The following is a 22,855-nucleotide window of genomic DNA, read 5'->3' on the forward strand; positions in this document are numbered from 1 at the left end:
GGGGTTGGATTGGGATGACGTACTGGTACGAGGGCCCTCTGGCCGCATTTGACACGGAGACGACGGGTGTCGACGTGGAGACCGACCGGATCGTGTCGGCCGCCCTCGTCGTCCAGGACGCGCCGGCGGCTCGGCCGCGGGTCAGCCGATGGCTGGTGAACCCGGGCGTGCCGGTGCCCGCGGGGGCGACGGAGGTGCACGGTCTGACGGACGACCATCTGCAGCGCAACGGCCGCTGGCCGTCTCCGGTGATGTTCGAGATAGCCCAGCTGCTCACCGAACAGGCTGCGGCGGGACGCCCGTTGGTGGTGATGAACGCGCCGTTCGACCTGACGCTGCTCGACCGTGAGCTGCGCAGGCACCGGGCCTCGTCGCTGAGCCACTGGCTGGACGCGACGCCGCTGCGCGTGCTGGACCCGCGGGTCCTCGACAAGCAACTGGACCGGTACCGCAAGGGGCGGCGCACGCTCACCGACCTGTGCGCGCACTACGACGTGACCCTGGCGGAGGCGCACGACGCGGCGGCCGACGCGCTCGCCGCCCTCGAGGTGGTCCGCGCGGTGGGGCGCCGTTTCGCCGCGCGTCTGGAACGCCTGTCCCCGGCCGAGCTGCACGCCCTGCAGACGTCCTGGCACGCCGCTCAGGCGCGGGGGCTCCAGGCCTGGTTCGCGCGCAGCGGCTCGCCGGAGACGGTGGACACGTCCTGGCCCCTGCGGCCGGAGATGCCTGCGGCGGCCTAGGGCCGTGACCGGCGCACGGGCGGGGGCGGCGACTCGTCCGGCCTGCGTCCGGGCACGAAAAAGCCGGTCCGCTCGATGCGGACCGGCCTCTCCCGGTGGGCGATACTGGGTTCGAACCAGTGACCTCTTCGGTGTGAACGAAGCGCTCTCCCACTGAGCTAATCGCCCGGGAACGCACTGAACAATACAGGTCCCCGCACGCTTCCTTCAAACCGCTTCCAGGTACGCGGTCAGGCCGCGCCGCCCGGCGCGCATCATCAGCCGGTGGTTCAGGCGGAACACCGGCCGCCCCGGCACGGCGAGCCGTCTCAGCAGCGGCTTGTTCACTTCGACGACCTGGTCGTAGCGGGCGAGGCTGCCGGAGCCGTCGGCGGTGACCGTCCAGCGCGCCCAGCCGTCGATGTCCCCCGACAGGGCCGTCTCCAGGATCCCGGCTGCGGGGTCACGGCGGACCTCACGCGCGGTGAAGGTCATGTCGTAGGGGAGGAGGGAGCGGATGCGGATGACGCCGGTCGTGTCGTCGATCCGGTTCACCTCGCGCACCTGGGGCCACCAGCGCGGGTAGTCCTCGGCGCGCTCCAGCACCTCGTACACGCGCCGGGGCGGCGCGTCCAGCGGCCACAGGCTGCGGAAGCGGTAGCGGGTCCAGTCCATGAGCCGAGTCTGCCCGGCCGAGGCAGCGACCGGCCGTATCTGAGTACGCCCTGAGTACGTGCGCTCATGCCCCTGCACGTGACGCGAGCCACACTCCCAGTCATGACGCATATTCCGCCCCCGGCCGAGGAGCTGCGGCTGCTCGACGCGGAGCTCTGGCAACTGGACGCCCGCCGGGCCCGGTTGCTGGCCCGCCGTGCCTGGCTGGTCGCCGCCCTGCAGCACGCGGCGGCCGGCCCTGCGCAGCCGACCGCCCCGGTCCCGCCGGGCCCGTGGGCGCCTCCGGTCCCGGCCGCCCGGCCAGAAACCACCGCCCCGGGCGTACAGAACGTCCTCCTGCTGCTCGGCGGTGTCCTGCTCACCGTCGCGGCGATGGTGTTCACCCTGGTCAGCTGGGGCCATCTCGGCATCGCCGGTCGCTCGGCGGTGCTGGGAGCGGTCACCCTGGCGGTGCTGGGCGCGCCCGTGCCGCTGCTGCGGCGACGGCTGCGTTCGACCGCCGAGGCGGTCGCGGGCCTGGGTCTGGCGCTGATGTCGCTGGACGCGTACGCCCTGTATGAGGCCGCGTTCCCGGCGGCGGACGGGACGACGTACGCGGCGTGCACGTTCACCGCGCTCGCCGCACTGTGGGCGCTGTACGGCACGGCCCTCGCCGCGCTGCCGGACTCGGCCGCGCTGCGACTGCCCCGGCCGGCCGCCCTGACGGCCTCTCAGTTCGTGCTGCCGCTCTGGGCGGTGGCGTCCGACGGCGGTCCGCACACGATCACGGTCGCGGTGCTGCTGACGGCCGCCTTCGACGCGGCGGTCGCGCTGCGGGCCGCCGAGCGGACGGTGCGTCTCGTCGCCGTGGTGTGCGGGGCCGGGACGGGCGGCTGGGGCGTGCTGGCGGCAGGCCTGCTCTCGGTGGACGCGGCCGGTCCGGGCGCCGCGGCACGGGCCGCCGCGCTCCTCGCCCTCGCGGCGGCGATCGCCCTGGGGGTGACCCGGTTCGCCCCGGGGGCGGGCCTCGCGACGGGCACGGCCACGGCCGGCGCGTTGTGCGCGGTCGTCGGCCTGGGGGGTGTTCTGCGGGTGTCGCTGCCCGGCGAGTGGGCGGCGCCGGCGTATCTGGTCTGCGGGATCGCGCTTCTGGCCGCGGTACGAGGGCCGCAGGCGCTGCGCCGGGGCTTCGCCGTCGCCTCCGGCGTCGTGCAGGCGGGCGCGGTGCTGTGGTCGGTGCCGGCCGTCGGCGTGGCTTTGCTGGGGCCGACGGCGTGGCTCGGGCGTATCTGGTCCGGTGTTCCCGCCGACGCCCGCGCCGCGGCGGCGACGGACGCCTTCTGGCCCCCGCACGCCGTCACGGTCCCCCTCGTCCTCCTCGCGGTCGCCGCGGTCGCCGCGGTCACGGCGAGCGCGGTCCGCGGCGACGAATGGCGGCCCCGGGCCCTGCCCGTCGCGTTGACGCTGACGTGGGCCGCCGTGCTCGTCACCCCTGCGGCCCTGCAACTCCCTTACGCCGTCGGCCTGTCGGTGCAGGGTCTGCTGACGCTGGCCCTGCTGGCGCCGGCGTCGCGGACGGCCACCGCGCTCGCTCTGGGCTCGTCGCTCGGTCTCGCCCTGCTGTCACTGGCCGCCGAGCCCGCCACGCTCACCGTGCTCGGCGCGCTCACCGCGGTGTGCGCGGCAGCCGCATGGCGTGGGCGCTCGACGCCGGTGTCCGCGGCCGCCGCCCTCGGCTACGCCACGGCCCTGGCCTGCGCGGCGGGCGCCGCCGCCGGCTGGCGGCCGGAGCACATCGCGCTGCTGGTGCTGCTGGTCCCGGCCGCCGCGGCGCTGGTCGCGGCGCGGACCGGCGATGCGGCCACCACGCTCGCGGTCGAGGCGACGGGCGGCGTCGCGGGTCTCGTCGCCATCGGCCTCGCGGTGCTCGACCTGCCCGTGCTCGCCCTGGTGCTGTCGCTGTGCGCGGTGATCGCCGCGGGCACGGCCGTCCGTCCGGACCGCCGCTTCGCCGCTCACGCGGCCGCGGTGCTCTTCGTCCTGGCCTCGTGGGTGCGGCTGGCCGCCTGGCAGGTGGACGTGCCGGAGGCGTACACGCTGCCGGCGACGCTGCCGGCGCTCGTCGTGGGCGTCCTGCGCCGGCGCAGGGACCCGCGGACGTCGTCCTGGACCGCGTACGGCCCCGGGCTCGCCGCCACCCTCGTGCCCAGCCTCGCCGTCACCTGGTACGACCCGGCGTGGACCCGCGCGCTGCTGCTGGGCGCGGCGGCGCTGGCGCTCACCCTGCTCGGCGCCCGGCACCGGCTGCAGGCGCCGCTGGTGCTGGGCGGCTCGGTGCTCACGCTGGACGCGCTGCACCAACTCGCCCCGTATCTCGCCCAGGTGGGCGACGTGCTGCCACGCTGGGTGCCGCCCGCCCTCGCCGGACTGCTGCTGCTCGCCCTCGGCGCGACGTACGAACAGCGGCTGCGGGACGTCCGGCGGGTGCGGGAGGTGCTGGACCGCATGCGGTAGGTGTGCCGGCCCGGGGGGCCGTCGCGGGACGAAGCCGCGACGGCTACCGGGCCGGACGTGCGTCACGGCATTTTGTCGCCGAGCAGCGCCAGGTTCTCGATGGCGGCGAGGCCGTAGAGCGCCGTGTCGTTCGTGGCGACCCACGCGGCCTCGCTGCCCGCGACCAGGGTGGCGGGGCCGCTGAGCGGTTCCGTCTTCCACGGCGAGGACTCGGTGTAGCCGTCGGAACCGTAGAACTTCGTCCATGCCCGCTTGGCGAGCGCCGCGTCGCCGGTCTGGACGGCGGCGTAGGCGTCGAGGCGCGAGTGGCCCTGGAACAGCAGCAGGGTGCCGAAGTTGGAGCCGTAGCGGGCCGCCTGTTCCGCCTTCGTGGCGTTGAAGTAGCGGCAGTAGTCGAAGTAGGCCTCGTCGAACTTCGGCATGTCGACCAGGTGGATCAGCTCGGCGCACAGCTCGTTGAGGCCGAAGACGGCCGACAGGTGCGAGACCTCGACCTTGGGCTTGTCGGCTACGGCGAACCTGCCGGTGTCCAGGTCGTACAGGCCGCTGCCCTGGACGAACCCGTTGGGCTGGGCGGCGATCGTCTCCATGGTCGACAGGACCCGCGCCCTGGCCTTCTCCCACTTGGGGCCCTTGCGCTCCCACTCGGTGAGCCACGCCGACACCAGACCGCTCCAGTCGGTGCCGAAGCCGACGGACAGGGCGTGCCGGTCGGGCGTGTACGGCTCGGTGCGGATCTTGCGCAGCGGGTCGAGGGCGAGGAACGTCTCGTCGGAGTCGACGTTGGCGTGCATCAGGTCGCCGACGCGTTCGTCCGCCGTCAGGAAGTAGTAGTAGCGGCGGTAGGTGGTGTTGGCGATGCGCTGCTGCTTGGCGCTGTCGGCGTAGTGCTGGACGCCGTGCCGGGTGCCCAGGCCCGCCCACTTGCCGAGGTGGTAGACGTCGACCTCGCCGGTGTGCCGGGTCATCGCCTCGGCGAAGCGGAAGATGTCCGCGCGGCCGGAGCGCAGGTAGGCGAGCCAGAGCCAGATGTCCGGGGACAGCTCCGAGTTGTCCCAGGCGTAGCCGCCGATGTCGTACCGCCACTGGTGCCGGACGGTGTCGTAGGTGTGCATGACGTCGCCGTAGTCCCAGAAGCCGTACCAGCGGCGCTGCTCCACCTGGCCCTTGTAGTAGGTGAAGAGGAAGTCGAGGTGGTCCTCGATCTTCGCCTTGGCGGGAGTGGAGCGGTCCGGCTCGGAGTACAGGCCCGGGCCGAACACCTTCGCCTTGATGAGCTGCTTGGGCGGGGCCGCGAGCTGCGGCAGCACCCGGACGGCCTCGACCTGTTCGGCGAGCGTCTCCGGCGTCGGCGTCGACTCGTTGGCCCAGAAGAGGAGTTCGGAGGTGCGGGCGATGCCGTAGGGGGTGCCGAAGCCGGGCTCGTAGTCCTCGTAGGTGATGTTGAGGCCCTCGAGCTGTTCGGGGAACGTGTCCTGGCCCATGCCGTCGTGGTAGAAGCGCAGGTCCATGGGCTGCGCCTCGGGCGACCAGAGCCACAGGGTGACCTCGGCGGCGTCGGTGTGCGCGTCGCGGACGTCGAGCTGGGCGGGGTGCTTCTCCCAGAAGTCCCGCAGGCCGAAGGAGAGCCCGCCGCTCACGCCGCCGACGTACCCGAAGCCGGACGCCCGCCTGCCGCCGCCGGCTGTGATCCAGCCGTGGCCCTTCTTGGTGCGCTTGCGCAGGGTGAATCCGTCGGCGGAGAGCTGGGAGAGGGTGTAGTCGCCCCACTCGGGGATGTACTGGAGGCGGGTGGTGACCCGCTGGTCCCAGGTGGCGGGGTCGGGGAGCTTGCGGCCCGCGTACTGGGCGGCCTGCACCGCGGTGCCTGGGTCTCGCCGCAGACCGGTGACGCCCTTGACCGCCTCGCGCAGCAGGCCGGCGCCCTCGCCGCCGATGCGGATGTGCCGGTCGTAGGACTCGTCGCGCATCGGGACGGTGAAGCGGACGCCGAGGCCCCTGATGAAGTCACCGCTCGCCTTCCCGGGCTCCTGCTTCCCGTCGAAGGTGACGGTGTGCACCATGCGGAAGGAGTCGGCGCCCGCGTAGAAGTAGAGACGGATGGAGAACGGCAGCCAGCTGCGGCTGCCCCTGCGGTGCCTGCCGTCGATGCGGACGACCGCGCGGACCGGGCCCGACTGCTCGACGGTGACCCCGTCGACGGCGCCCTCGAAACGCTCGGTCCTGACGGCGCCCTGGTCCTCGTCCTCGATCTCGGGCTGCCGGATCAGCACCAGCCGGCCGTTCCTGGCGATCTCGGTGGAGCCGCGGGTGACGGACTTGATGAGGGTGGCGCCCGACGTGCCGATCCTCGCCGTGATGACGCCCGTCGACACCTCGACGGCGCCGCCCCGCTTGGCGACGGTCACCTTCTTGGTGGGCGCAGCCGGTGCGCCCGCGGCGAGGGTGAGCTTGCCCGATCCCGAACTCACGGCGTGCGCGGTCCACTTGAGGGAGCCGTCCGGCCAGTAGGCGATCGGCCAGGACTGTACGGGGACGTCCTTGCCGGCGGCGTCGGTCAGCGCGAAGGTCTGGTCCTCCCGGTACGCGCCCATGGGCCAGGGCACGCCGAGGGTCGAGCCGGGGGCGGCGCCGAGGCCGCCGTCCTCCAGCCAGTCCAGGGTCACCGGATCCGTGTCCGCGGCCGCGGTGCTCGGCGCGGCGTCGGCGTCCTTGGCTCCCAGGGCCCAGCTGAACTGCGCGGCGGCGCCGGCGACGGCGGCCGCCTTGAGGAGTGACCTGCGGGGGATGGGGGACATGGCCTTTCCTTTCCGTGCGACAGGCAAGGTAGTCAGGGGCATGACAGAGATGGGTGCGGCTCCCATGGCGCCGACCCGGGCGAAGCGCTGCCGTCAGCTACGCGGGTACCGCTGCTCGACGGCGACGGCGGCCGCCGCGACGGCCCCGAGCACCGGGACCGCCAGAGGCAGGACGAACAGTGCGGACACGGCGACGACAGCCAGTCCGCAGACGACCAGGAAGGACCCGGCGGGATCGAGCACGGTCCGCCGCCCGGCGTCCGCGAGCAGCGCCCGCCAGGCGGCGCCCGGCGTCCAGACGGCTGCCGCCCGCAGCAGGGCCACGGCGAGCCCGATCAGCGCGAGGACCCCGACGGCTCCGACGAACGGCCCGCCGGGGAGACCCGCGCGCACCGCCAGGACGTCCGTCCGGACCGCGGCGGCCGCCGCCCAGCCGGCGAGCCCGACGGCCCATCCGCCGCGCACGGCCGCCAGGAAGTCCGCGGCGAACTCCCGCAGGCCGCCGTCCTCATGGCGCGTACGGCGTCGCAGATGCCGGGCGCCGGCCGCGAAGGCCGCGGGATAGGTGACGATCCCGAGACAGGCCACGGCGATCCACACCCCGGTGAGCAGACACTCGGCGAAGACCGCGAAGCGCTCGCCGAACACCGACTCCTTGCGCCTGGAGCGCGCCTTCACCCCTGTCCGCGCCATGGTGACCGCCTCAGCCCTTCAGTCCGGAGGTCGCCATTCCGTCGATGAGATAGCGCTGGAAGGCCATGAAGAAGGCGATGACCGGCACCAGCGCCACCAGCGACATCGCGATCATGCTGCCGTAGTTGGAGATGCCCTCCTGGTCGCGGAACATCATCAGGCCCAGCGACACGGTGTACTTCGAGGGGGTGTTGAGGTAGATCAGCGGCCCCATGAAGTCGTTCCACGCGTTGATGAAGGTGAAGATGGCGCTGGTGATGAGGGCGGGACGGCTCAGCGGCAGCACGACGGACCAGTACGTCCGCAGATGCCCGCAGCCGTCGAGCTTCGCGGCCTCGTCCAGCTCCCGCGGCAGTCCGCGCATGAACTGCACCATCAGGAAGACGAAGAACGCCTCCGTGGCCAGGAACTTGCCCGCCACGAGCGGGACCAGCGTGTCGATGTAGCCGAGGTTGCGGAACAGCACGTACTGCGGGATGAGCAGCACGTGGTACGGCAGCAGCAGGGTGCCGATCATCAGCGTGAACAGCAGGTTCCGGCCGGCGAACCGGATCTTGGCGAAGGCGTACGCCGTCAGCGAGCTGGACAGCACCACGCCGACCACGGCCAGGACCGCGTACAGCAGCGAATTGGTGAAGAAGCTGCCGATCGAGATGCCGGAGATGCCGTCGGCGAGCCCGGAGAAGTTGGCCCAGACCGGCTTGGTGGGCAGCAGGTCGAGGCTGGCGATGATGTCCTTGCTCGGCTTGAACGAGGCGCCGAGCACCCAGACCACCGGGTAGAGGACGACCGCGAGCACGAGCAGGGCGCCCACGTGCCAGGCGAGTGATCCGGCGCGCCGTCGCTCGCCGGCCGTGCGCGCGACGGGACTGGTGACGCTGCTCACTTGGCGGCCTCCTCGTAGTGCACCCACTTCTTCTGCGACCAGAACAGGACCGCCGTCACGAGCGCCACCGCCACCACCAGCGTCCAGGCCATCGCGGAGGCGAAGCCCATCTGGGCCTCCTTGAAGCCCTTCTGGTACAGGTAACAGGTGTAGACGAGAGTGGCGTCGGCCGGTCCGCACCGGGTGTCGGAGACCACGTAGGCCGAGCCGAACACCTGGAACGCGTGGATGGACTCCAGCAGCACGTTGAAGAACAGCACCGGGGAGATCATCGGCAGGGTGATGTTCCAGAAGCGCCGCAGGGGGCCCGCCCCGTCCATCTCGGCGGCCTCGTACAGCTCCTGCGGCACCTGCTTGAGCCCCGCCAGGAAGATGACCATCGGTGCGCCGAACTGCCAGATGCTCAGCGCCACCAGGGAGTACAGGACGTAGTCCGGATTGCCGATCCAGCCTCCGACGTCGACCCCGAAGATCTTCTGCGTACGGTCCACCACGGCGTCGTCGGAGAACAGCGCCCGCCACACGAAGCCCACGGAGACGCTGGCCCCGATGAGCGACGGCATGTAGAACGCGGCCCGGTACACGGCCTGCCCGCGTCGCTTCTGCGCGAGCAGCAGCGCCACCCCGAGCGCGAGGAGCAGCTTCAGCGGCGTCGCCACGACGACGTACTTGAGCGTGACCTCGACCGACTTCTGCCAGCGCGGGTCCTGGAACATCGTCGTGAAGTTGTCCAGGCCCACCCACTTGGGCGGCGTGAACAGGTTGTAGCTGGTGAACGCGTAGTAGAGCGACGCGATCATCGGCCCCGCGGTGAGCAGCAGGAACCCCGCGATCCACGGCGACATGAAGAGGTAGCCGGCGAGGTTCTCGCGGCGCCGCCCGCGCCGCCCGGCGGCAGGAGCGGCGGACCGCTTCTTCGCCGGGCGCACGGGCGCTTCCTTGACGAGCGTCATGGTGGTACGTCCCCTCAGCCCGCGAACGCGGCCTTGGCCTCGCTGAACAGCGCCTTCGCCGCGTCGGCCGGCTTGGTCTTGCCCTGGGCGACCTCACCGCCGATCCGCAGGAAGGCCGCCTCGACGACGTCCGCGCCGGACGGGTGCGGGGTGATCTTGCCGAGGACGCCCGCCTTGGCGACCTCGTCCTCGTAGGCAGCGACGCCCTTGTTGTTGGGGTCGGTCGGCTTGAAGGCGTCGTACTGCTCGGTGGTGGCGAGAATGCCGCGGTCGTAGCCCATGATCTTGCCGACCTCGGGGTCGTGGACCATGAAGTCGATGAACTGGGCGACCTCCTTGGGGTGCTTGGTCCCCGAGAAGGCGCTCAGCATCAGCGAACCGAGGTACTGACCGGTGTTCTTTCCGTCCGTGGTGGGAATCGGCGCCAGGCCGTAGTCCGACTCGCCCTCGCCCTGGTAGCGGATGGAGAAGTTGTCCCAGGTGAACTCGGAGGCGGCGAGGCCGGCCGAGAGTCCGGACTTCGGCTTGGCCTGCTCGATCTTCTTGGGATCGGCGACGAGACCGGACTTGACGCGCTTGTAGCCGTCTTCCCACCACTGGGTCAGATCGGCCTCGGTGAAGCCGAGATCACTGTCGGTGAAGAAGGCCTTGCCGTTCTGCCGCAGGTACAGGTCGTAGAGGTACATGATGGCGAAGTAACCGGTGTCACCGGCGATCTTCGACTTGTCCTGGATCGTCTGCAGCGCGGCGAAGTACTCGTTCCAGGTCCAGCCGAACTTCGCCTCGACGCCCGCCTTCTTGAAAGCCTTCTGGTCGATCACGAGCGCCATGGTGTTGGCCCCGACGGGTATGCCGATCTGCTTGCCGTCGACCTGACCGTTCGCCAGAACGCCGTTGCGGAAGTTCTTCAGGTTCAGGTTTCCCGCGTCCGCCTGCGCCTTGAGGTCCATCAGAACGCCGCGCTTGTCGTACTTGCGCAGAAAGCCGACCGCATTCTGGAAAACGTCCGGCGGATTCCCGCCGGAGGCCTGGGTCTGGAACTTCTCCCAGAACGCCTCGTAGTCGGTGAATTCGGGCTTGATCTTGATCTTCGGATACTTCTTCTCGAAGAGCGCGATCGACTTCTTGATGGCAATGGTGCGCGGCTCGCCACCCCACCAGGCGTAACGGATCGTCACCGTCCCGTCCGCCGAGGTCCCGCTGTCTCCCCCGCACCCCGTCGTCGCGGCCAGCCCGAGCGTGGCCGCCGTGGCTCCGGCCGCCTTCAGGATCGTTCGCCTCTCAACATTCCTGCTGGTTCCCACAGTCGGGCCCCTCCCCGCAGCGTCGTTGCCGCTTGCATGAATCGTTTCAAGAAAGCGCTTGCTGGCACAAGGTACGAGGGGGTTGAGGGAGCGTCAATGATTCGGACAGGATTTTCTTGCGAGCAGGCAAAGGAGCCGGGCGCGGGCAGGACGGGCGAACCCTGGCCAGAGGCCTGTGAACTCCCTGGTCAGCACGGTCCGTTCAGAGGATCGGACGACAGGAGCTGCTTGTGCGCGCGTCATCGGCCGCCCAAATCCGGCTCCGCCAACGGGACATGAGAGGCAGGGGAGACGAAGCACGCCGTCAGGACGGCGAGTTGGGCGCTCGCGGGGGCGGGGACCACGACGGGAGGTTCGCGACGGGGGCCGAGGAGGGAGCCTGCGGGGCCGGAGGTGAGGGCGCGAGACAGGCGGCCGGGCCGCAGGCTGCCGACGGACGGAGGTGGGTCACCGCGGCCGCGCGCGAGACGGTCGGACGTGGCCGGGGGCGGTCGCGGACAGGGGGTGAGGGCAGCCGCCGGACGTGGCCGGGGCCAGCCGCCGGACAGTGGTGGGGCGAAGCCGCTCGACGGGCAAGGACGCAGGGGCCGGCGACGGCGCGGCACCGCGACACGTGGGGCGGGCACGTGGGGCGGGGCAGGGCCGCCGAACCGGAACCGGCGGGGGGGGAGAGGTGACGAGCCGGAACGGACGGGGACAAAGTCGGCGGCGCTGAGCCGTCGGGGAGAGTGCCGGCGCGAGGCCGAACCGCCGGGGAGAGCGGTGACGCGAGGCCGAGCTCTCGGGGAGACGCGGCATCGTGCGAGCTCGTGCGAGCGGGGAACCGGCAGCTTCCGGATGAGGGGCGGACGGCCTGCGCGTCACGGGTCGACCGGCTCGCGGGGCGGGCAGGTCGAGGCGCTCGAACCAACGCCCTACCGGCCGCACAGCGCACTGGTCGCCGCGAAAAACGACTTCGGCCCGTCTGCGGGATTCGCAGACGGGCCGACGGTCCGGTGGGCGATACTGGGTTCGAACCAGTGACCTCTTCGGTGTGAACGAAGCGCTCTCCCACTGAGCTAATCGCCCGGACGCAGGAAGAACATTACCCCATGTCAGGGGGTGGCCGTGACCAGGCACAACCGGTGGTTCAGCGGTGCCGGGGCGTACCGCGGGCCGGTGGACTCCCGGCCCACGCCGCCCGCGAGACGCCGATCGTCACTGATCCTTGATCTTCCACGGCATGGTCAGACCGAACTTGTACAGGTAGAAGCCCACCAGTGCGCCGATGATCACCAGGCCGACCGACGTCAGGATGATGTTGCGGCGCCGCACCCTCGGATCGAGAGCGCGCTGTGCCGCCTCGGTGACCTTGCGCTTCGTCCACCGGAGAACGAGCTGGGCCCAGACGAACTCGGTCGCCCAGATCGCCATGCCGCCGAAGATCACGACCCAGCCCGGTCCGGGCAGCGGAAGCATGACGATGCCGGCCGCGACCACGGCGAGGCCGAGCACGAAGACACCGACCTGCCAGCTCAGGTGCAGCATGCGGCGCGCCTTGACGAATTCGGGCGCCCTGGAGCCCAGTCCCTGCCCATGCCGGTCCTCCGCCGCGCCCTCCGGCGGCGCGCCGTCCGCGGCCACGACGGCCTCACCCGGCTCGTTACTCCCCGTGTTCATACAGCCAGACCCTACCCGAGAGATTCCGGTCACCGGAATGGTGGTACTTCGCGAACGAGCTGTCGGCCGGATGAGTTACGTAAAGGCACGCAAAACACGCAGAGGGGTTTACAACGGCACCGTAGGTGGCATGTCGATTTCGCCGACGTGCGAATCCCCGAGCGCACACTGAGCGAAAGGCCCTGGCGCTTATGAACACCACGGTCAGCTGCGAGCTGCACCTGCGCCTCGTTGTGTCGAGCGAGTCCTCCCTGCCTGTCCCCGCAGGCCTGCGGTACGACACGGCCGACCCCTACGCCGTGCACGCCACCTTCCACACCGGAGCCGAGGAAACCGTCGAGTGGGTGTTCGCCCGCGACCTCCTCGCCGAGGGCCTGCACCGGCCCACGGGCACCGGCGACGTCCGTGTCTGGCCGTCGCGCAGTCACGGTCAGGGCGTCGTCTGCATCGCCCTGAGCTCCCCCGAGGGCGAGGCCCTGCTCGAGGCCCCGGCGCGGGCCCTGGAGTCCTTCCTGAAGCGAACGGACGCAGCCGTGCCTCCGGGCACGGAACACCGGCATTTCGATCTCGACCAAGAGCTCTCGCACATCCTGGCGGAGAGCTAGGGCGAGGGGCTCATACCGAGCCGCCCGGCGCCGTCCACTCGGGGAGACGGTTCGGGCCGGACCATCGCACACAGCATGCGCCGACGCCGCTCCACGGGCACCCGTGGAGCGGCGTCGGCGTCGTTTGCGTCCTCGGGACGCCGGAGCGCGTCCCGCGCCCGCCCGGCCCCGAAGCCCGGCGGCCGATGCGGCCGCCGCTCCCCCGGCCGGAAACCGCCCTCCCGCCGTTACGGAGCCGTCCCCGTGGGATCCGGCTCACGACCGCCCATTGCCTGAGCCCCCGGTGCGGCTACCATCGGCCAGCATCGGCGGGCGCCCGCCCGACCGTCAGGCCAGGGAGCGAAACGTGCTGATCACCCACGACACCCGGTGTGCGCTCGACACCGTGGTGGATCTGGTGAACTCCGCGCCGGAGGACGACACGACTCCGGACGGGCTGCCGGATGTCGCCACCCTCGGAGACTTCGTACGAAAGCACGACATCAGCGATGTCGGCACGCTTTCCGAGTTCGATCTGTCCGCCGTGCGCAAGGTCCGCGGACGGTTCGCCGGGATCTTCGCCGCGCAGGACCCGCGTACGGCCGCCCAGCTGATCAACGAGCTGGTCGCCGCGGCGGGCACCACCCCGCGCCTCACCGATCACGACGGCTACGACTGGCACGTCCACTACTTCGCACCCGGCGCCTCGGTCGCCGACCACCTGGCCGCCGACTGCGGGATGGCGCTCGCGTTCTTCGTGGTGGCCGGCGAGCAGGAGCGGCTGCGGCGCTGCGAGGCCCCGGACTGCCGGCGCGCCTTCGTCGACCTCTCCCGCAACCGGTCGCGCCGGTACTGCGACAGCCGCACCTGCGGCAACCGACTGCATGTGGCCGCCTACCGGGCGCGTCGCAAGGAGGCGGCGGGCTGACCGCCTCTCCTGTGCGGCGCCCCGTCGGGAAGTGCGATGCCGACGCGGCCCCGGCGGGTGACGCCGGGGACCGCGGGTACGGCTCAGAGCAGCAGCAGATCGTGCAGCGAGGCCATGAGCAGCAGACACCCGATCACCGCTAGGAAGATCATCAGCGGTGGCTGGGAAAGGGCGAAGAGGCACCCGCGCGGCTCGTCCTTCGGCTGCGCGGCGTCGCTCTGTGTCGTGTCCAGCATCTCGCGGCGATGATGACGCAGCGAGGATCTCCCGCGCGATCAACACGCACGGAATGAGCGGGACGTCGCTGGAATCCGCGAGGTCGGTTTCAGGCCGTGTCCAGGGTGTGATCATTTCCGCGCACGGGCGGCCCGACTGTGTCGATTCATCCGGAGACCACCGCGTCGGCCGGACCGCCCCTCACCTGCCCTGCCGCACGCCCACGGGCCGGGGGGCCGGCTTCATATGCCGTGCTTCTTCAGAATGGCCTCGATGTCGCTGAAGTCCTCCGAGCCGCCGGTCGCCCGCGGCGCGGCCGCCGGGCGGGAGGCCGGCCTGGAGGACTGTCCCAGGGACGGCGCGGAGGCGGCCGGCGCCACGGCCTCGGAGCGCGCGGCACGGGCCGCGGCCCTGCGCTCCTTGCGGGTGCCGCCGCGGCGGCGTTCCACCGCGCGCGTCGTGGCGAAGAGGGCCCAGGCGCCGCCCAGTACGGCGAAACCGGCCCACGCCGTCGGGCTGAAGGCGGTGTCCGCGAGCCAGTCGACGATGCCGGTCATCACGAGGCCGAGGGGCACGAGGGCGTAGGCGGCGATCCGGGCCGCCGCGAGGTAGCGCTTGCGGTAGGCCGTGACCACCGCGATGCCCAAGCCGGCCGCGGCGACGGCGGAACAGACGGTCTCGGCAATCATCCGGTCCTCCAGGCAGGGCGTGCGGGCAAGCTCGGGCGGACGCGGCGGCACACCCGGCAGGCCCGCGCCTCGTCCCCTCCATCGTGCACCTGGACACCGTCCACGGGCCATGCCGCAGCCGGACATCAGGGACATCTCCGGGTCGGCTCCTCCGCAGGTGCCGTATGCACCCTGCCCTCCGCTGCCGCTCCGGGCTCGGGTGCGGCGGCGCTCACACCCCGAGCCGGGCCGCGGGTGAGCGACGGAACGGGGCGGGGACTGCCGCGGCGGCCAGTGGCGGCGAGCCGGCGTCTGTCCGGATTGGGGCGGCCGGGCAGGGGCTGCGAGACTGGCGGCATGAGCGACTCGTCCCCGGCACACTCCTCCCCGGCCCCTGCTTCCGTCTCCTCGCCGGCCTCCTCGTCCGTCTCCTCCGCGTCCGTCTCCTCCGCGGCCGGCGCCCCGCAGGCCGTCGTCCTCGACGTGTGGTGCGAACTGCAGTGCCCCGACTGCCGTGTCGCGCTCGGAGACCTGCGGGCCCTGCGCGAGCGCTACGGCGACCGTCTGGAGCTGCGACTGCGGCACTTCCCTCTGGAGAAGCACCGGCACGCATTCGCCGCCGCGCAGGCCGCCGAGGAGGCGCTGGAGCAGGGACGGGGCTGGGCGTACGTCGAGGCCGTGCTGGCCCGGGTCGAGGAGCTGGACCGCGGGGGAGAATCCCTCCTGGTCGAGATCGCGGGTGAACTGGGTCTGGACGCGGAGGAGTTCGACACCGCCCTGATCGACGGCCGGCACATCCTGATCGTGGACGCCGACCAGGCCGAGGGCAAGGCGATCGGCGTCACCGGCACGCCGACGTACGTCATCGGCGGCGAGCGTCTCGACGGCGGCAAGAGCCAGGACGGGCTGCGCGGGCGTATCGAGGAGATCGCCGACCGGTTGCTGGCCGAGCAGGCGTGAGATCCCCTCCCCTCCCCTCCCCTCCCCTCCCCTCCCCTCCCCCGCCCGTCCGGCCGGCCGGCCGGACAAGGCCCGGATCTGATCCGATCAGATCAGATCAGGGCCTTGTACATCGAGTAGCCCACCGGCACGTACCCCAGCGACTCGTACAGCCGCTCCGCCGGGGTGTTGCCGGCGAACACGTTGAGGCCGAGGACCCGGATGCCCGCGTCGAACGCCTGCGTCTCGGCCAGCAGCATCAGCGAACGGCCGTGGCCACGGCCCCGGAACGCCTCGTCGGCTTCGACGTCGAAGACGAACGCCTTGTCGCCGGCCAACGCCAGCCAGAGCCTGCCCACCGGGACGCCGTCGTGCTCCAGCACGCTGAACCGCATGTTCGGCGTCGCGCGACCCTGCGGCAGCTCCCGCTCGTGGTCGCGTCGCGCCTTGGCCAGGGCCTCGGCCTCGGGCACGCCGCGCTCCTGCCAGTCGCGGGCGTAGTCCGCCAGGGCGTGCCGTTGCCAGGCGTCGTACTCGGCCTCCGTCATCGGCCGGCCCAGGCTGCCTTCGGGCAGCGGGACGAGCGCGGGGCCGAGCGCTTTCTCCATGCCGCGGTTGCGGTGGACGTAGCCGAGCGCCGTCGCCATCCGCAGCGCGGCCGACGCGTCCGCCGGCACCCGGATGTCGATCCGTCTGCAGCCCCAGCCGCGGGCCACCTCCTCCGCGGCCAGCGCGGCCACCGTGGCCCGGCCGCGCCCGCGGTCCGGTTCCTCGATGCGCAGACCTTCGATCACGGCGACGCCGGGCCCGAAGGAAGGGGACGTCGAGAGGTGGACGGCTCCGACGGGACGGCTGTTCACGCACACCTGGTAGTGGCGCGACAGCGCCCCGTCGGCGGCGCGCTGAAGCGGCTCGGTCGGCCGCAGGGTCGTGGTCATCAGGGGCTTTCTACCCAACGCCGAGCGTGACGTCAGCTCGATTTCCGCCGCTGTCCGCGGGTGCCCCGGTCATCCGGCGCGGGCTCAGGGGTCGAGGTCGTCCGCCGCCCGCTCGGCGAAGACGCGCATGGCCTTGGCGGTCACCGGTCCGGGCGCGCCCGGCAGTTCACGGGAGTCGACCCGGTGGACTGCCTGGACGTCGCGCAGCGTCGAGGTGAGGAAGACCTCGTCGGCCCGCTCCAGCACGTCCAGCGGCAGGTCGGTCTCCTTGGCGCCGGTCCACTCGACGGTCAGCTCGCGCGTGATGCCCGCGAGGCAGCCGGAGGCCAGCGGCGGGGTGTGGATCTCACCGTCGAGGACGACGAACACGTTGGAGCCGGTGCCCTCGCAGAGCCGCCCGGCCGTGTTGCCGAACAGCGCCTCGGTTGCGCCCTGCTCGTGCGCCCGGGCCAGCGCGACGACGTTCTCCGCGTACGACGTCGTCTTCAGGCCGGTGACCGCTCCGCGTTCGTTACGGGTCCACGGGACGGTGACGGCGGCCGTGGAGTCGGGGCGGCGGGCCGTCCCGCCGAGCGCGACGACGAGGGTGGGGCCCTGGTCTCCGCGGTCGGAGCCGAGGGGGCCGTGGCCGCCGGTGTAGGTGATGCGCAGCCGGCCGAGCGGCACCGGGTCGGCCTCGAGGACGGCGGCGCAGGCGCGGCGGATCTCGTCCTGGTCCGGGTCGGGCAGGCCGAGGCCTCGTGCGGAGCGGGTCAGCCGGTCGAGGTGCCGGGTGAGCGCGAAGGTCTCCCCGTGCATCGCCTTGACCGTCTCGAAGACGCCGTCGCCCACGGTCAGTCCGTGGTCGAAGACGGAGACGCGGGCGGTCTCGCCGTCCTGCAACCCGCCGTCGAGCCAGATCTTCACGTCAGTTCCTCTCCTAGGCCTCGTACGCGCGCGTGGCCTCGTACGCACCCGACGCTACCGCGAGGAGCCGGGACGCCTTCAGCTCGGTCTCCTCCCACTCGGCCTCGGGGTCGGAGCCCCAGGTGATGCCCGCGCCGGTGCCGAAGCGCAGCACGGCCGCGCCGTCGGCGGCCCGGTCGATCCAGAAGGTGCGGATGCCGACGGCCAGCTCGCCCGTGCCCCGGTCCGCGTCGACCCAGCCGATGCCGCCGCAGTACGGGCCGCGCGGCGCCGTCTCCAGCGCGTCGATGATCCCGAGTGCGCTGGTCTTGGGGGCTCCGGTGACCGAGCCCGGCGGGAAGGCGCAGTCCAGCAGCTCGGGCCAGCCGGCGCCCGGACGCAGTTCGCCGCGGACGGTGGAGACGAGGTGGACCAGACCGGGATGCTTCTCGACGGCGCACAGGTCGGGGACCGTCACGGTGCCGGTGGCGCATACCCGGCCCAGGTCGTTGCGGACGAGGTCCACGATCATCACGTTCTCGGCGTAGTCCTTGGGGAGGAGGTCCGCCTCGGTGCGGCCGGTGCCCTTGATGGGGCCGGACTCGACGGTCCGGCCGGTGCGGCGCAGGAAGAGCTCGGGTGACGCGGTGGCCGTCTCCACGCCGTGCCCCGGCAGGCGAATCGTTCCTGCGTACGGCGCGGGGTTGCCCCTGGCCAGCAGGGCGGTCAGCGCGTCCACGTCGGCGTCGGGCTCCACGGGCGCGGTCAGCACCCGGCAGAGGTTCGCCTGGTACACCTCGCCGGCCGCGATGTGCTCCCGGATCCGGCGCACGCCCGCCGTGTACGCGGCACGGTCGAGGGAGGACGTCCAGTCACCGGCGGCGGGTCCCCGCCAGCCTCCCGGCACGGGGGCGGGCACGGGCTCCTCGCGCACCTCGGCGAAGCGGGCGCAGACGAGCCGGCCCTCGAAGTCCGCGCAGACCGCCCAGAACCCGGAGCCCTCGAGGGCGGCGGGATCGCCGGTCACATCGAGGAGACCGGTGGCGAGGCGGCCGCCGAAACGGGCGAGAGGAGGGAGGTCGAGCACATGGTCGAGTGTAGGACGGACGCCTCGGGGACCGTCCTCGCGTGTTCCGCAGGTCACGGCCTCCGGGGGCGCTGACCTGGCGCGCACGCGAGTGCAACGCAGCACGCTGCACAAACGCGTTTTTGTACTGGCCCGGGAATCCGCTAGAGTTCAACTCGTCGCCGGGCCGCGAGAGCGGAACGAAACGACAAGCGGACGTAGCTCAGTTGGTAGAGCGCAACCTTGCCAAGGTTGAGGTCGCGAGTTCGAGCCTCGTCGTCCGCTCGAAGGAAGAAGGGGTCTTCCCAGGCCCCCTACACTCCTGGTGGAGTGGCCGAGAGGCGAGGCAACGGCCTGCAAAGCCGTCTACACGGGTTCAAATCCCGTCTCCACCTCCAAGGACGATTAGCTCAGCGGGAGAGCGCTTCCCTGACACGGAAGAGGTCACTGGTTCAATCCCAGTATCGTCCACTGGATCTTCGAAGATCCTTGCCCGCGCGATTAGCTCAGCGGGAGAGCGCTTCCCTGACACGGAAGAGGTCACTGGTTCAATCCCAGTATCGCGCACGCAGTGTCACGGTCCGCGGACCGTGGTCCCGAGGACGATTAGCTCAGCGGGAGAGCGCTTCCCTGACACGGAAGAGGTCACTGGTTCAATCCCAGTATCGTCCACACGCCGAGAGCCCCCGGCCGCCGTCGCGGTCGGGGGCTCTTGTGTGCGCCGGTTCAGCTGGAGAACAGCATGTGGCCGAAGCTCTTGTGGCGGTGGTGGCCGCCGTAGTGACCGCCGTGACCACCGTGACCGCCACCGTGCGGGGCGCCCCAGGCGGGGGCGGCCGGCGCGGCCGGATACGCCTGCGGGGCGCCCGGGGGCGGCGGCGCGGGCTGGGACCACTGGGACTCCACCCGGGTCAGCGCCTCCAGCTCGCCGTAGTCGAGGAAGATCCCGCGGCAGTTGCTGCACTGTTCGATCTGGACGCCGTTGCGGTTGTACGTGTGCATCTGAGCGTGACACTTCGGGCACTGCATGTTCGGCTCAACTCCTCGCCGGTCGGTGCTGTTTCGCCTACCGCCAGGACAGACACTGTCCGGCTGCGGTCGGTTGCACCCTACTTCGCGAAGTCGGCCGCCACCTGCGAGGGGAGCGAACCCATGCGCACGCAGGCGTCGACCAGGCACTGTTCGACCTCGTCGAGCGGACGGCCGGCCGCAGCCGCCTTGGTGACGGCCCGTGCCGCACTCTGCACGGTCAGTGCGCGCGCCGGGACGTCGAGCCGGGGCCAGGGATCGCCGGCATCCGGCACGGCGGGACCGGCCGCGGCACGGTAGGCGGTGAGGAAGCGGGTCCACTCGTCGGGCGGGAGCAGCCCGCAGGCGAACCAGGCGGCGGGGCGGGCGAGGTCCCAGGCCGGGTCGCCGACGCCGAGGTCGTCGACGTCGATCAGCCGCCACGGGCCGTGCGGGGCGGGGCGCCGCACGAGCTGGCCGAGGTGGAGGTCGCCGTGGCAGAGGGCGCCGGAGCCCGGCACGGGGGCCTCGGCCCGGGCCCAGGCCGGGAGCGTGCGCCAGGCTGCGAGAACGGGGGCGAGGGCGGGGTGCGCGCCGACTGTGGGCAGGAGCGCCACGGCGCGGGCGGCCTTGGCGGGACCGCGCATCGCGGGCATGCCGGCCGGGACCGGGGTGCGATGCAGCTCGGCGAGCAGCGCTCCCGCCGCCTCCCAGGGCGCGGCGTCGGGATCGTCCGGGTCCACCGGGGCGCCGTAGGGCCAGAACGTCACCAGGCGTCCGTGCAGCAGCGTCGGGGCGCTGGCGAGCGGCGGCAGGAGGACGTCGGGGAGGGCGGCCGCCGCCGCGAGGCGGGACGCCAGGGCGGCCGGGTCGGTGTCGGGTGCGTGCGCCTTGGCGACGGTGTCGGCATGCCGGACGACGGTGGCGTCGGGACGGTCGGCGAGGGTGGCCGCGCCGCACGGGCAGGCCGGGGCGGCCGCGTGCGCCCGGGCCGCGGCCCGGCGGGCGAGCTCGGCGAGCAGCGGTTGCGGGGTCACATGGCTCCTGGGCGGCGGTGTGCGGGGCGGTCTCCTCGCGAGGGTACGCAGCGAAGTCGCGGGGCGTCGGGCCGCCGGCCGGGACCGGCGACGCGGACAGGGAAAAACAATGCAGGCGCAGCTCCCCAGCTGCGCCTGCATCTTTTGCCGTCCGCCGCACCCCCGTCCCCACGGGGTTTCATGGGTGGATGTCCCCGCCCGGACCGCTCTTCCGGGCCTGGGGTCGCCGCTCAGCGCCCCAGCATCACTCCCACGGACGACGCCTGTGTGGCCACTGTCTCCCAGCCGTCGAAGACGACGAGGAGCAGGACCGCCAGGGGAAGGGCCATCAGCGTCGCCACCAAAGGGTGGCGGCGGCCCGTGCGACGGGGGCGCGTGCTGCGTCCCGGTGTGCGGATGATGGTCCGCGGTGCCGTAAGGGCCATGGTCCCTCTCCTGACCTGATCGGTTGTCGTTGGCAGCGGCGGGTGTCTGACCTCGGGGGACGAGTGCTGCACCCGCCGCTTGACCTCAAATCTAGGCGTACGGCCCGCTCCGGTCGTCATGCCCTCGTACCGATCGGCGGGCCTCCCGGAGGATGAGCCGTCACCCGGTGAGTACTCCCCTGGGTGGAGAGAAGGTCCTACGTCTCGGGGTGTTCCCGGAGGGGGCGCCCGGTCCGGGCCGGTTTTCCCCAGGGCTGCCGTGACTTCGCTCACTTCCGGCGCCGCTCCCGGTGCTGTGGCCGGTCGTGGGCGGCCCGCTGCGCCCGCCCGCCCGCCGTGGGTCCGTACGGCGTCGCCGAGGTCCGGGGCCGTATGTGGCCGGTCACCCCTCATGGCTTCAATCCCCCTTCTGGGACCGGTGGTTGAGGAGGCACGGTCGGCGAAGTGGGGCTTTCGCCGGGCTCCCTGACCACTCCTCAATTCTCCCATCCGGCACTGACAATCCATCGGGACGAGAGGGCGCGGCCTCTGCGCGCGAGCGGCCGTGTAAACGTAAGCTGTGCCACGTCAGACGGACCGGGCAGCGGGGATGAACATGGCGATGATGCGCCTGAGGCGCGAGGACCCGCGCGTCGTCGGCTCGTTCCGGCTGCATCGGCGGCTCGGCGCGGGTGGGATGGGCGTCGTCTATCTGGGCTCCGACAAGAAGGGGCAGCGGGTCGCGCTGAAGGTGATCCGGCCCGATCTGGCGGAGGACCAGGAGTTCCGCTCGCGGTTCGCGCGCGAGGTGTCGGCCGCCCGGCGGATCCGGGGCGGTTGCACGGCGCGGCTCGTCGCGGCGGACCTGGACGCCGACCGGCCGTGGTTCGCCACGCAGTACGTGCCCGGCCCCTCCCTGCACGACAAGGTGAACGACGAGGGTCCGCTCGGCGCCGCGGAGCTCGCCGCGATCGGGGCCGCGCTGTCGGAGGGGCTCGTCGCCGTCCACGAGGCCGGGGTCGTGCACCGGGACCTGAAGCCCTCCAACATCCTGCTCTCCCCCAAGGGCCCTCGGATCATCGACTTCGGCATCGCGTGGGCGACGGGCGCGTCCACGCTCACGCACGTCGGCACGGCGGTCGGCTCCCCCGGGTTCCTCGCTCCGGAGCAGGTGCGCGGGGCACTGGTGACACCGGCCACCGACGTGTTCTCGCTCGGCGCCACGCTCGCCTACGCCTCGACGGCCGACTCGCCCTTCGGGCAGGGCAGTTCGGAAGTGATGCTGTACCGCGTGGTGCACGAGGAGCCGCACCTGCACGGCGTGCCCGACGCACTGGCCCCGTTGGTGCGGGCCTGCCTCGCGAAGGACCCCGAGGAGCGGCCCAGCACGCTCGAACTCTCCCTGCGGCTGAAGGAGATCGCCGCCCGCGAGGCCCAGGGCCTGCCGGACGCGCGGCCTCCGGCGCCGCGGGCGGCCGAGGCGGACCGGCCCACCGGACGGCTGGCGGACCCCGGCCCCACGGAGCGCACGCTGCGTCATCCGGGCGGACCCGGCACTCCCCCGCCGCGCGGCGGTTCGCCCTCCTCGCGCGGCCCGGCCCCCGCCCGGGGCGGCGCGGCGGCGCGGGGCACGAACCCCTCCCGCGGCGGCGGGGCTTCGTCACGGTCCGGGGCCCGGCCTGCTCCCGGCGCCCGCAACACCCGGCCGGGCAGCGGCAGTCGGCCCGGCCCTCGCGGCGGCGGGCGTCCCGGGCCGAGGACTTCGGGTGGCAGACTGCGGCCCGCCAACCCGCGTCTGCTGCGTCAGCGGCTGTTCGTGTTCGTGGTGGTGACGCTGTTCGTGGCGCTGGGCATCGCCCTCGTCCAGGGTTGCGAGGGGCCGGCACGCGGGCTCGGCGGGGGCGACGGCGTCGTCCGGCACGCGAAGCCTCACCCGCCGTCGGCGCCGGACGCGGGCGGTACGGCGGCCCGCTGACCGACGGGCGGCGCGCAGGCGGGCGCC

General features: G+C 72.3%; 21 protein-coding genes and 7 tRNA genes. 11 read left to right on the forward strand and 17 right to left on the reverse strand.

Annotated elements, in window-relative coordinates:
- Nucleotides 1-14: 14 nt before the first annotated feature.
- Complete coding sequence (locus ACH4ZA_RS16105; RefSeq protein ID WP_398429956.1) at nucleotides 15-740, forward strand: 3'-5' exonuclease; 726 nt, start codon at nucleotides 15-17, stop codon at nucleotides 738-740.
- 96 nt (nucleotides 741-836) lie between these two features.
- Here ACH4ZA_RS16105 and ACH4ZA_RS16110 read toward each other — a convergent pair.
- Nucleotides 837-908, reverse strand: a tRNA-Val gene (locus tag ACH4ZA_RS16110).
- Nucleotides 909-947: 39 nt separating this feature from the next.
- Entirely contained in the window at nucleotides 948-1,394 is a 447-nt protein-coding gene (locus tag ACH4ZA_RS16115) for an SRPBCC family protein (RefSeq protein WP_398429957.1), read from the reverse strand.
- A gap of 102 nt (nucleotides 1,395-1,496) precedes the next feature.
- Here ACH4ZA_RS16115 and ACH4ZA_RS16120 point away from each other — a divergent pair, with 102 nt between their 5' ends.
- The gene (locus tag ACH4ZA_RS16120) at nucleotides 1,497-3,887 is read left to right on the forward strand and encodes an SCO7613 C-terminal domain-containing membrane protein (RefSeq protein WP_398429959.1); all 2,391 of its coding nucleotides are present in this window, start codon (nucleotides 1,497-1,499) and stop codon (nucleotides 3,885-3,887) included.
- 62 nt (nucleotides 3,888-3,949) lie between these two features.
- Here ACH4ZA_RS16120 and ACH4ZA_RS16125 read toward each other — a convergent pair whose 3' ends face one another.
- The 7 genes from ACH4ZA_RS16125 to ACH4ZA_RS16155 all read right to left on the reverse strand — a co-directional run bounded on the left by ACH4ZA_RS16125 (nucleotide 3,950) and on the right by ACH4ZA_RS16155 (nucleotide 12,180).
- Complete coding sequence (locus tag ACH4ZA_RS16125; protein ID WP_398429961.1) at nucleotides 3,950-6,685, reverse strand: Tat pathway signal sequence domain protein; 2,736 nt, start codon at nucleotides 6,683-6,685, stop codon at nucleotides 3,950-3,952.
- 93 nt (nucleotides 6,686-6,778) lie between these two features.
- A complete protein-coding gene (locus ACH4ZA_RS16130; protein ID WP_398429963.1) occupies nucleotides 6,779-7,378 on the reverse strand; it encodes a hypothetical protein in 600 nt (199 codons plus the stop codon).
- 10 nt (nucleotides 7,379-7,388) lie between these two features.
- Nucleotides 7,389-8,264 (reverse strand): carbohydrate ABC transporter permease, encoded by an 876-nt coding sequence (locus ACH4ZA_RS16135; RefSeq protein WP_398429964.1) that lies wholly within the window; start codon nucleotides 8,262-8,264, stop codon nucleotides 7,389-7,391.
- Nucleotides 8,261-9,217 carry a carbohydrate ABC transporter permease gene (locus tag ACH4ZA_RS16140; RefSeq protein WP_398429965.1) on the reverse strand — a complete coding sequence of 319 codons (957 nt, stop codon included), beginning with the start codon at nucleotides 9,215-9,217 and terminating at the stop codon, nucleotides 8,261-8,263. Before ACH4ZA_RS16140 ends, ACH4ZA_RS16135 begins: the two co-directional genes overlap by 4 nt.
- Before the next feature lie 14 nt (nucleotides 9,218-9,231).
- Nucleotides 9,232-10,521 carry an ABC transporter substrate-binding protein gene (locus tag ACH4ZA_RS16145; RefSeq protein WP_398429966.1) on the reverse strand — a complete coding sequence of 430 codons (1,290 nt, stop codon included), beginning with the start codon at nucleotides 10,519-10,521 and terminating at the stop codon, nucleotides 9,232-9,234.
- Between the two features lie 996 nt (nucleotides 10,522-11,517).
- A tRNA-Val gene (locus tag ACH4ZA_RS16150) sits at nucleotides 11,518-11,589 on the reverse strand.
- Between the two features lie 129 nt (nucleotides 11,590-11,718).
- Nucleotides 11,719-12,180 (reverse strand): TIGR02611 family protein, encoded by a 462-nt coding sequence (locus ACH4ZA_RS16155; RefSeq protein ID WP_398429967.1) that lies wholly within the window; start codon nucleotides 12,178-12,180, stop codon nucleotides 11,719-11,721.
- Between the two features lie 191 nt (nucleotides 12,181-12,371).
- Here ACH4ZA_RS16155 and ACH4ZA_RS16160 point away from each other — a divergent pair, with 191 nt between their 5' ends.
- Both ACH4ZA_RS16160 and ACH4ZA_RS16165 read left to right on the forward strand, forming a co-directional pair.
- Nucleotides 12,372-12,785: an SsgA family sporulation/cell division regulator gene (locus tag ACH4ZA_RS16160; protein ID WP_004002642.1), complete on the forward strand. Its 414-nt coding sequence runs from the start codon at nucleotides 12,372-12,374 to the stop codon at nucleotides 12,783-12,785.
- 346 nt (nucleotides 12,786-13,131) lie between these two features.
- Nucleotides 13,132-13,692, forward strand: coding sequence for a CGNR zinc finger domain-containing protein (locus ACH4ZA_RS16165; protein WP_398429969.1), 561 nt, complete (start codon nucleotides 13,132-13,134; stop codon nucleotides 13,690-13,692).
- 83 nt (nucleotides 13,693-13,775) lie between these two features.
- On the opposite strand, the gene ACH4ZA_RS16170 is transcribed toward ACH4ZA_RS16165, so the two are convergent.
- Both ACH4ZA_RS16170 and ACH4ZA_RS16175 read right to left on the reverse strand, forming a co-directional pair.
- A complete protein-coding gene (locus ACH4ZA_RS16170; RefSeq protein WP_398429971.1) occupies nucleotides 13,776-13,928 on the reverse strand; it encodes a hypothetical protein in 153 nt (50 codons plus the stop codon).
- 222 nt (nucleotides 13,929-14,150) lie between these two features.
- Nucleotides 14,151-14,597, reverse strand: a complete 447-nt coding sequence (locus tag ACH4ZA_RS16175; protein ID WP_398429973.1) for a hypothetical protein — start codon at nucleotides 14,595-14,597, stop codon at nucleotides 14,151-14,153.
- 336 nt (nucleotides 14,598-14,933) lie between these two features.
- Here ACH4ZA_RS16175 and ACH4ZA_RS16180 point away from each other — a divergent pair, with 336 nt between their 5' ends.
- The gene (locus ACH4ZA_RS16180) at nucleotides 14,934-15,536 is read left to right on the forward strand and encodes a DsbA family protein (protein ID WP_398429975.1); all 603 of its coding nucleotides are present in this window, start codon (nucleotides 14,934-14,936) and stop codon (nucleotides 15,534-15,536) included.
- 92 nt (nucleotides 15,537-15,628) lie between these two features.
- Here the strand turns inward: ACH4ZA_RS16180 and ACH4ZA_RS16185 are convergent, their stop codons facing one another.
- The 3 genes from ACH4ZA_RS16185 to ACH4ZA_RS16195 form a co-directional block, all read right to left on the reverse strand.
- On the reverse strand, nucleotides 15,629-16,453 hold the full coding sequence (locus tag ACH4ZA_RS16185; RefSeq protein ID WP_398429977.1) for a GNAT family N-acetyltransferase: 825 nt from the start codon (nucleotides 16,451-16,453) through the stop codon (nucleotides 15,629-15,631).
- Nucleotides 16,454-16,537: 84 nt separating this feature from the next.
- A complete protein-coding gene (locus ACH4ZA_RS16190; protein ID WP_398429979.1) occupies nucleotides 16,538-17,359 on the reverse strand; it encodes an aminotransferase class IV in 822 nt (273 codons plus the stop codon).
- Between the two features lie 13 nt (nucleotides 17,360-17,372).
- Entirely contained in the window at nucleotides 17,373-18,425 is a 1,053-nt protein-coding gene (locus ACH4ZA_RS16195; protein WP_398429981.1) for a chorismate-binding protein, read from the reverse strand.
- Between the two features lie 191 nt (nucleotides 18,426-18,616).
- Between ACH4ZA_RS16195 and ACH4ZA_RS16200 the strand changes: the two genes are divergently transcribed.
- The 5 genes from ACH4ZA_RS16200 (at nucleotide 18,617) to ACH4ZA_RS16220 (ending at nucleotide 19,076) form a co-directional block, all read left to right on the forward strand.
- A tRNA-Gly gene (locus ACH4ZA_RS16200) sits at nucleotides 18,617-18,689 on the forward strand.
- Between the two features lie 39 nt (nucleotides 18,690-18,728).
- Nucleotides 18,729-18,802 (forward strand) — tRNA-Cys (locus tag ACH4ZA_RS16205).
- Nucleotide 18,803: 1 nt separating this feature from the next.
- A tRNA-Val gene (locus tag ACH4ZA_RS16210) sits at nucleotides 18,804-18,875 on the forward strand.
- 24 nt (nucleotides 18,876-18,899) lie between these two features.
- Nucleotides 18,900-18,971: transfer RNA gene (locus tag ACH4ZA_RS16215), tRNA-Val, on the forward strand.
- Nucleotides 18,972-19,004: 33 nt separating this feature from the next.
- A tRNA-Val gene (locus ACH4ZA_RS16220) sits at nucleotides 19,005-19,076 on the forward strand.
- A 54-nt stretch (nucleotides 19,077-19,130) separates the two neighbouring features.
- Here ACH4ZA_RS16220 and ACH4ZA_RS16225 read toward each other — a convergent pair.
- The 3 genes from ACH4ZA_RS16225 to ACH4ZA_RS16235 all read right to left on the reverse strand — a co-directional run bounded on the left by ACH4ZA_RS16225 (nucleotide 19,131) and on the right by ACH4ZA_RS16235 (nucleotide 20,874).
- Nucleotides 19,131-19,433, reverse strand: coding sequence for a zf-TFIIB domain-containing protein (locus ACH4ZA_RS16225; protein ID WP_351686735.1), 303 nt, complete (start codon nucleotides 19,431-19,433; stop codon nucleotides 19,131-19,133).
- Nucleotides 19,434-19,513: 80 nt separating this feature from the next.
- Nucleotides 19,514-20,449 carry a phosphotransferase family protein gene (locus ACH4ZA_RS16230; protein WP_398429983.1) on the reverse strand — a complete coding sequence of 312 codons (936 nt, stop codon included), beginning with the start codon at nucleotides 20,447-20,449 and terminating at the stop codon, nucleotides 19,514-19,516.
- 230 nt (nucleotides 20,450-20,679) lie between these two features.
- Nucleotides 20,680-20,874, reverse strand: coding sequence for a hypothetical protein (locus tag ACH4ZA_RS16235; protein WP_398429985.1), 195 nt, complete (start codon nucleotides 20,872-20,874; stop codon nucleotides 20,680-20,682).
- A gap of 589 nt (nucleotides 20,875-21,463) precedes the next feature.
- Here ACH4ZA_RS16235 and ACH4ZA_RS16240 point away from each other — a divergent pair.
- A complete protein-coding gene (locus tag ACH4ZA_RS16240; RefSeq protein ID WP_398430164.1) occupies nucleotides 21,464-22,828 on the forward strand; it encodes a serine/threonine-protein kinase in 1,365 nt (454 codons plus the stop codon).
- The last annotated feature ends 27 nt before the right edge of the window (nucleotides 22,829-22,855 follow it).

The organism is Streptomyces sp. NPDC020597 (assembly GCF_044335095.1).
GTDB lineage: Bacteria > Actinomycetota > Actinomycetes > Streptomycetales > Streptomycetaceae > Streptomyces.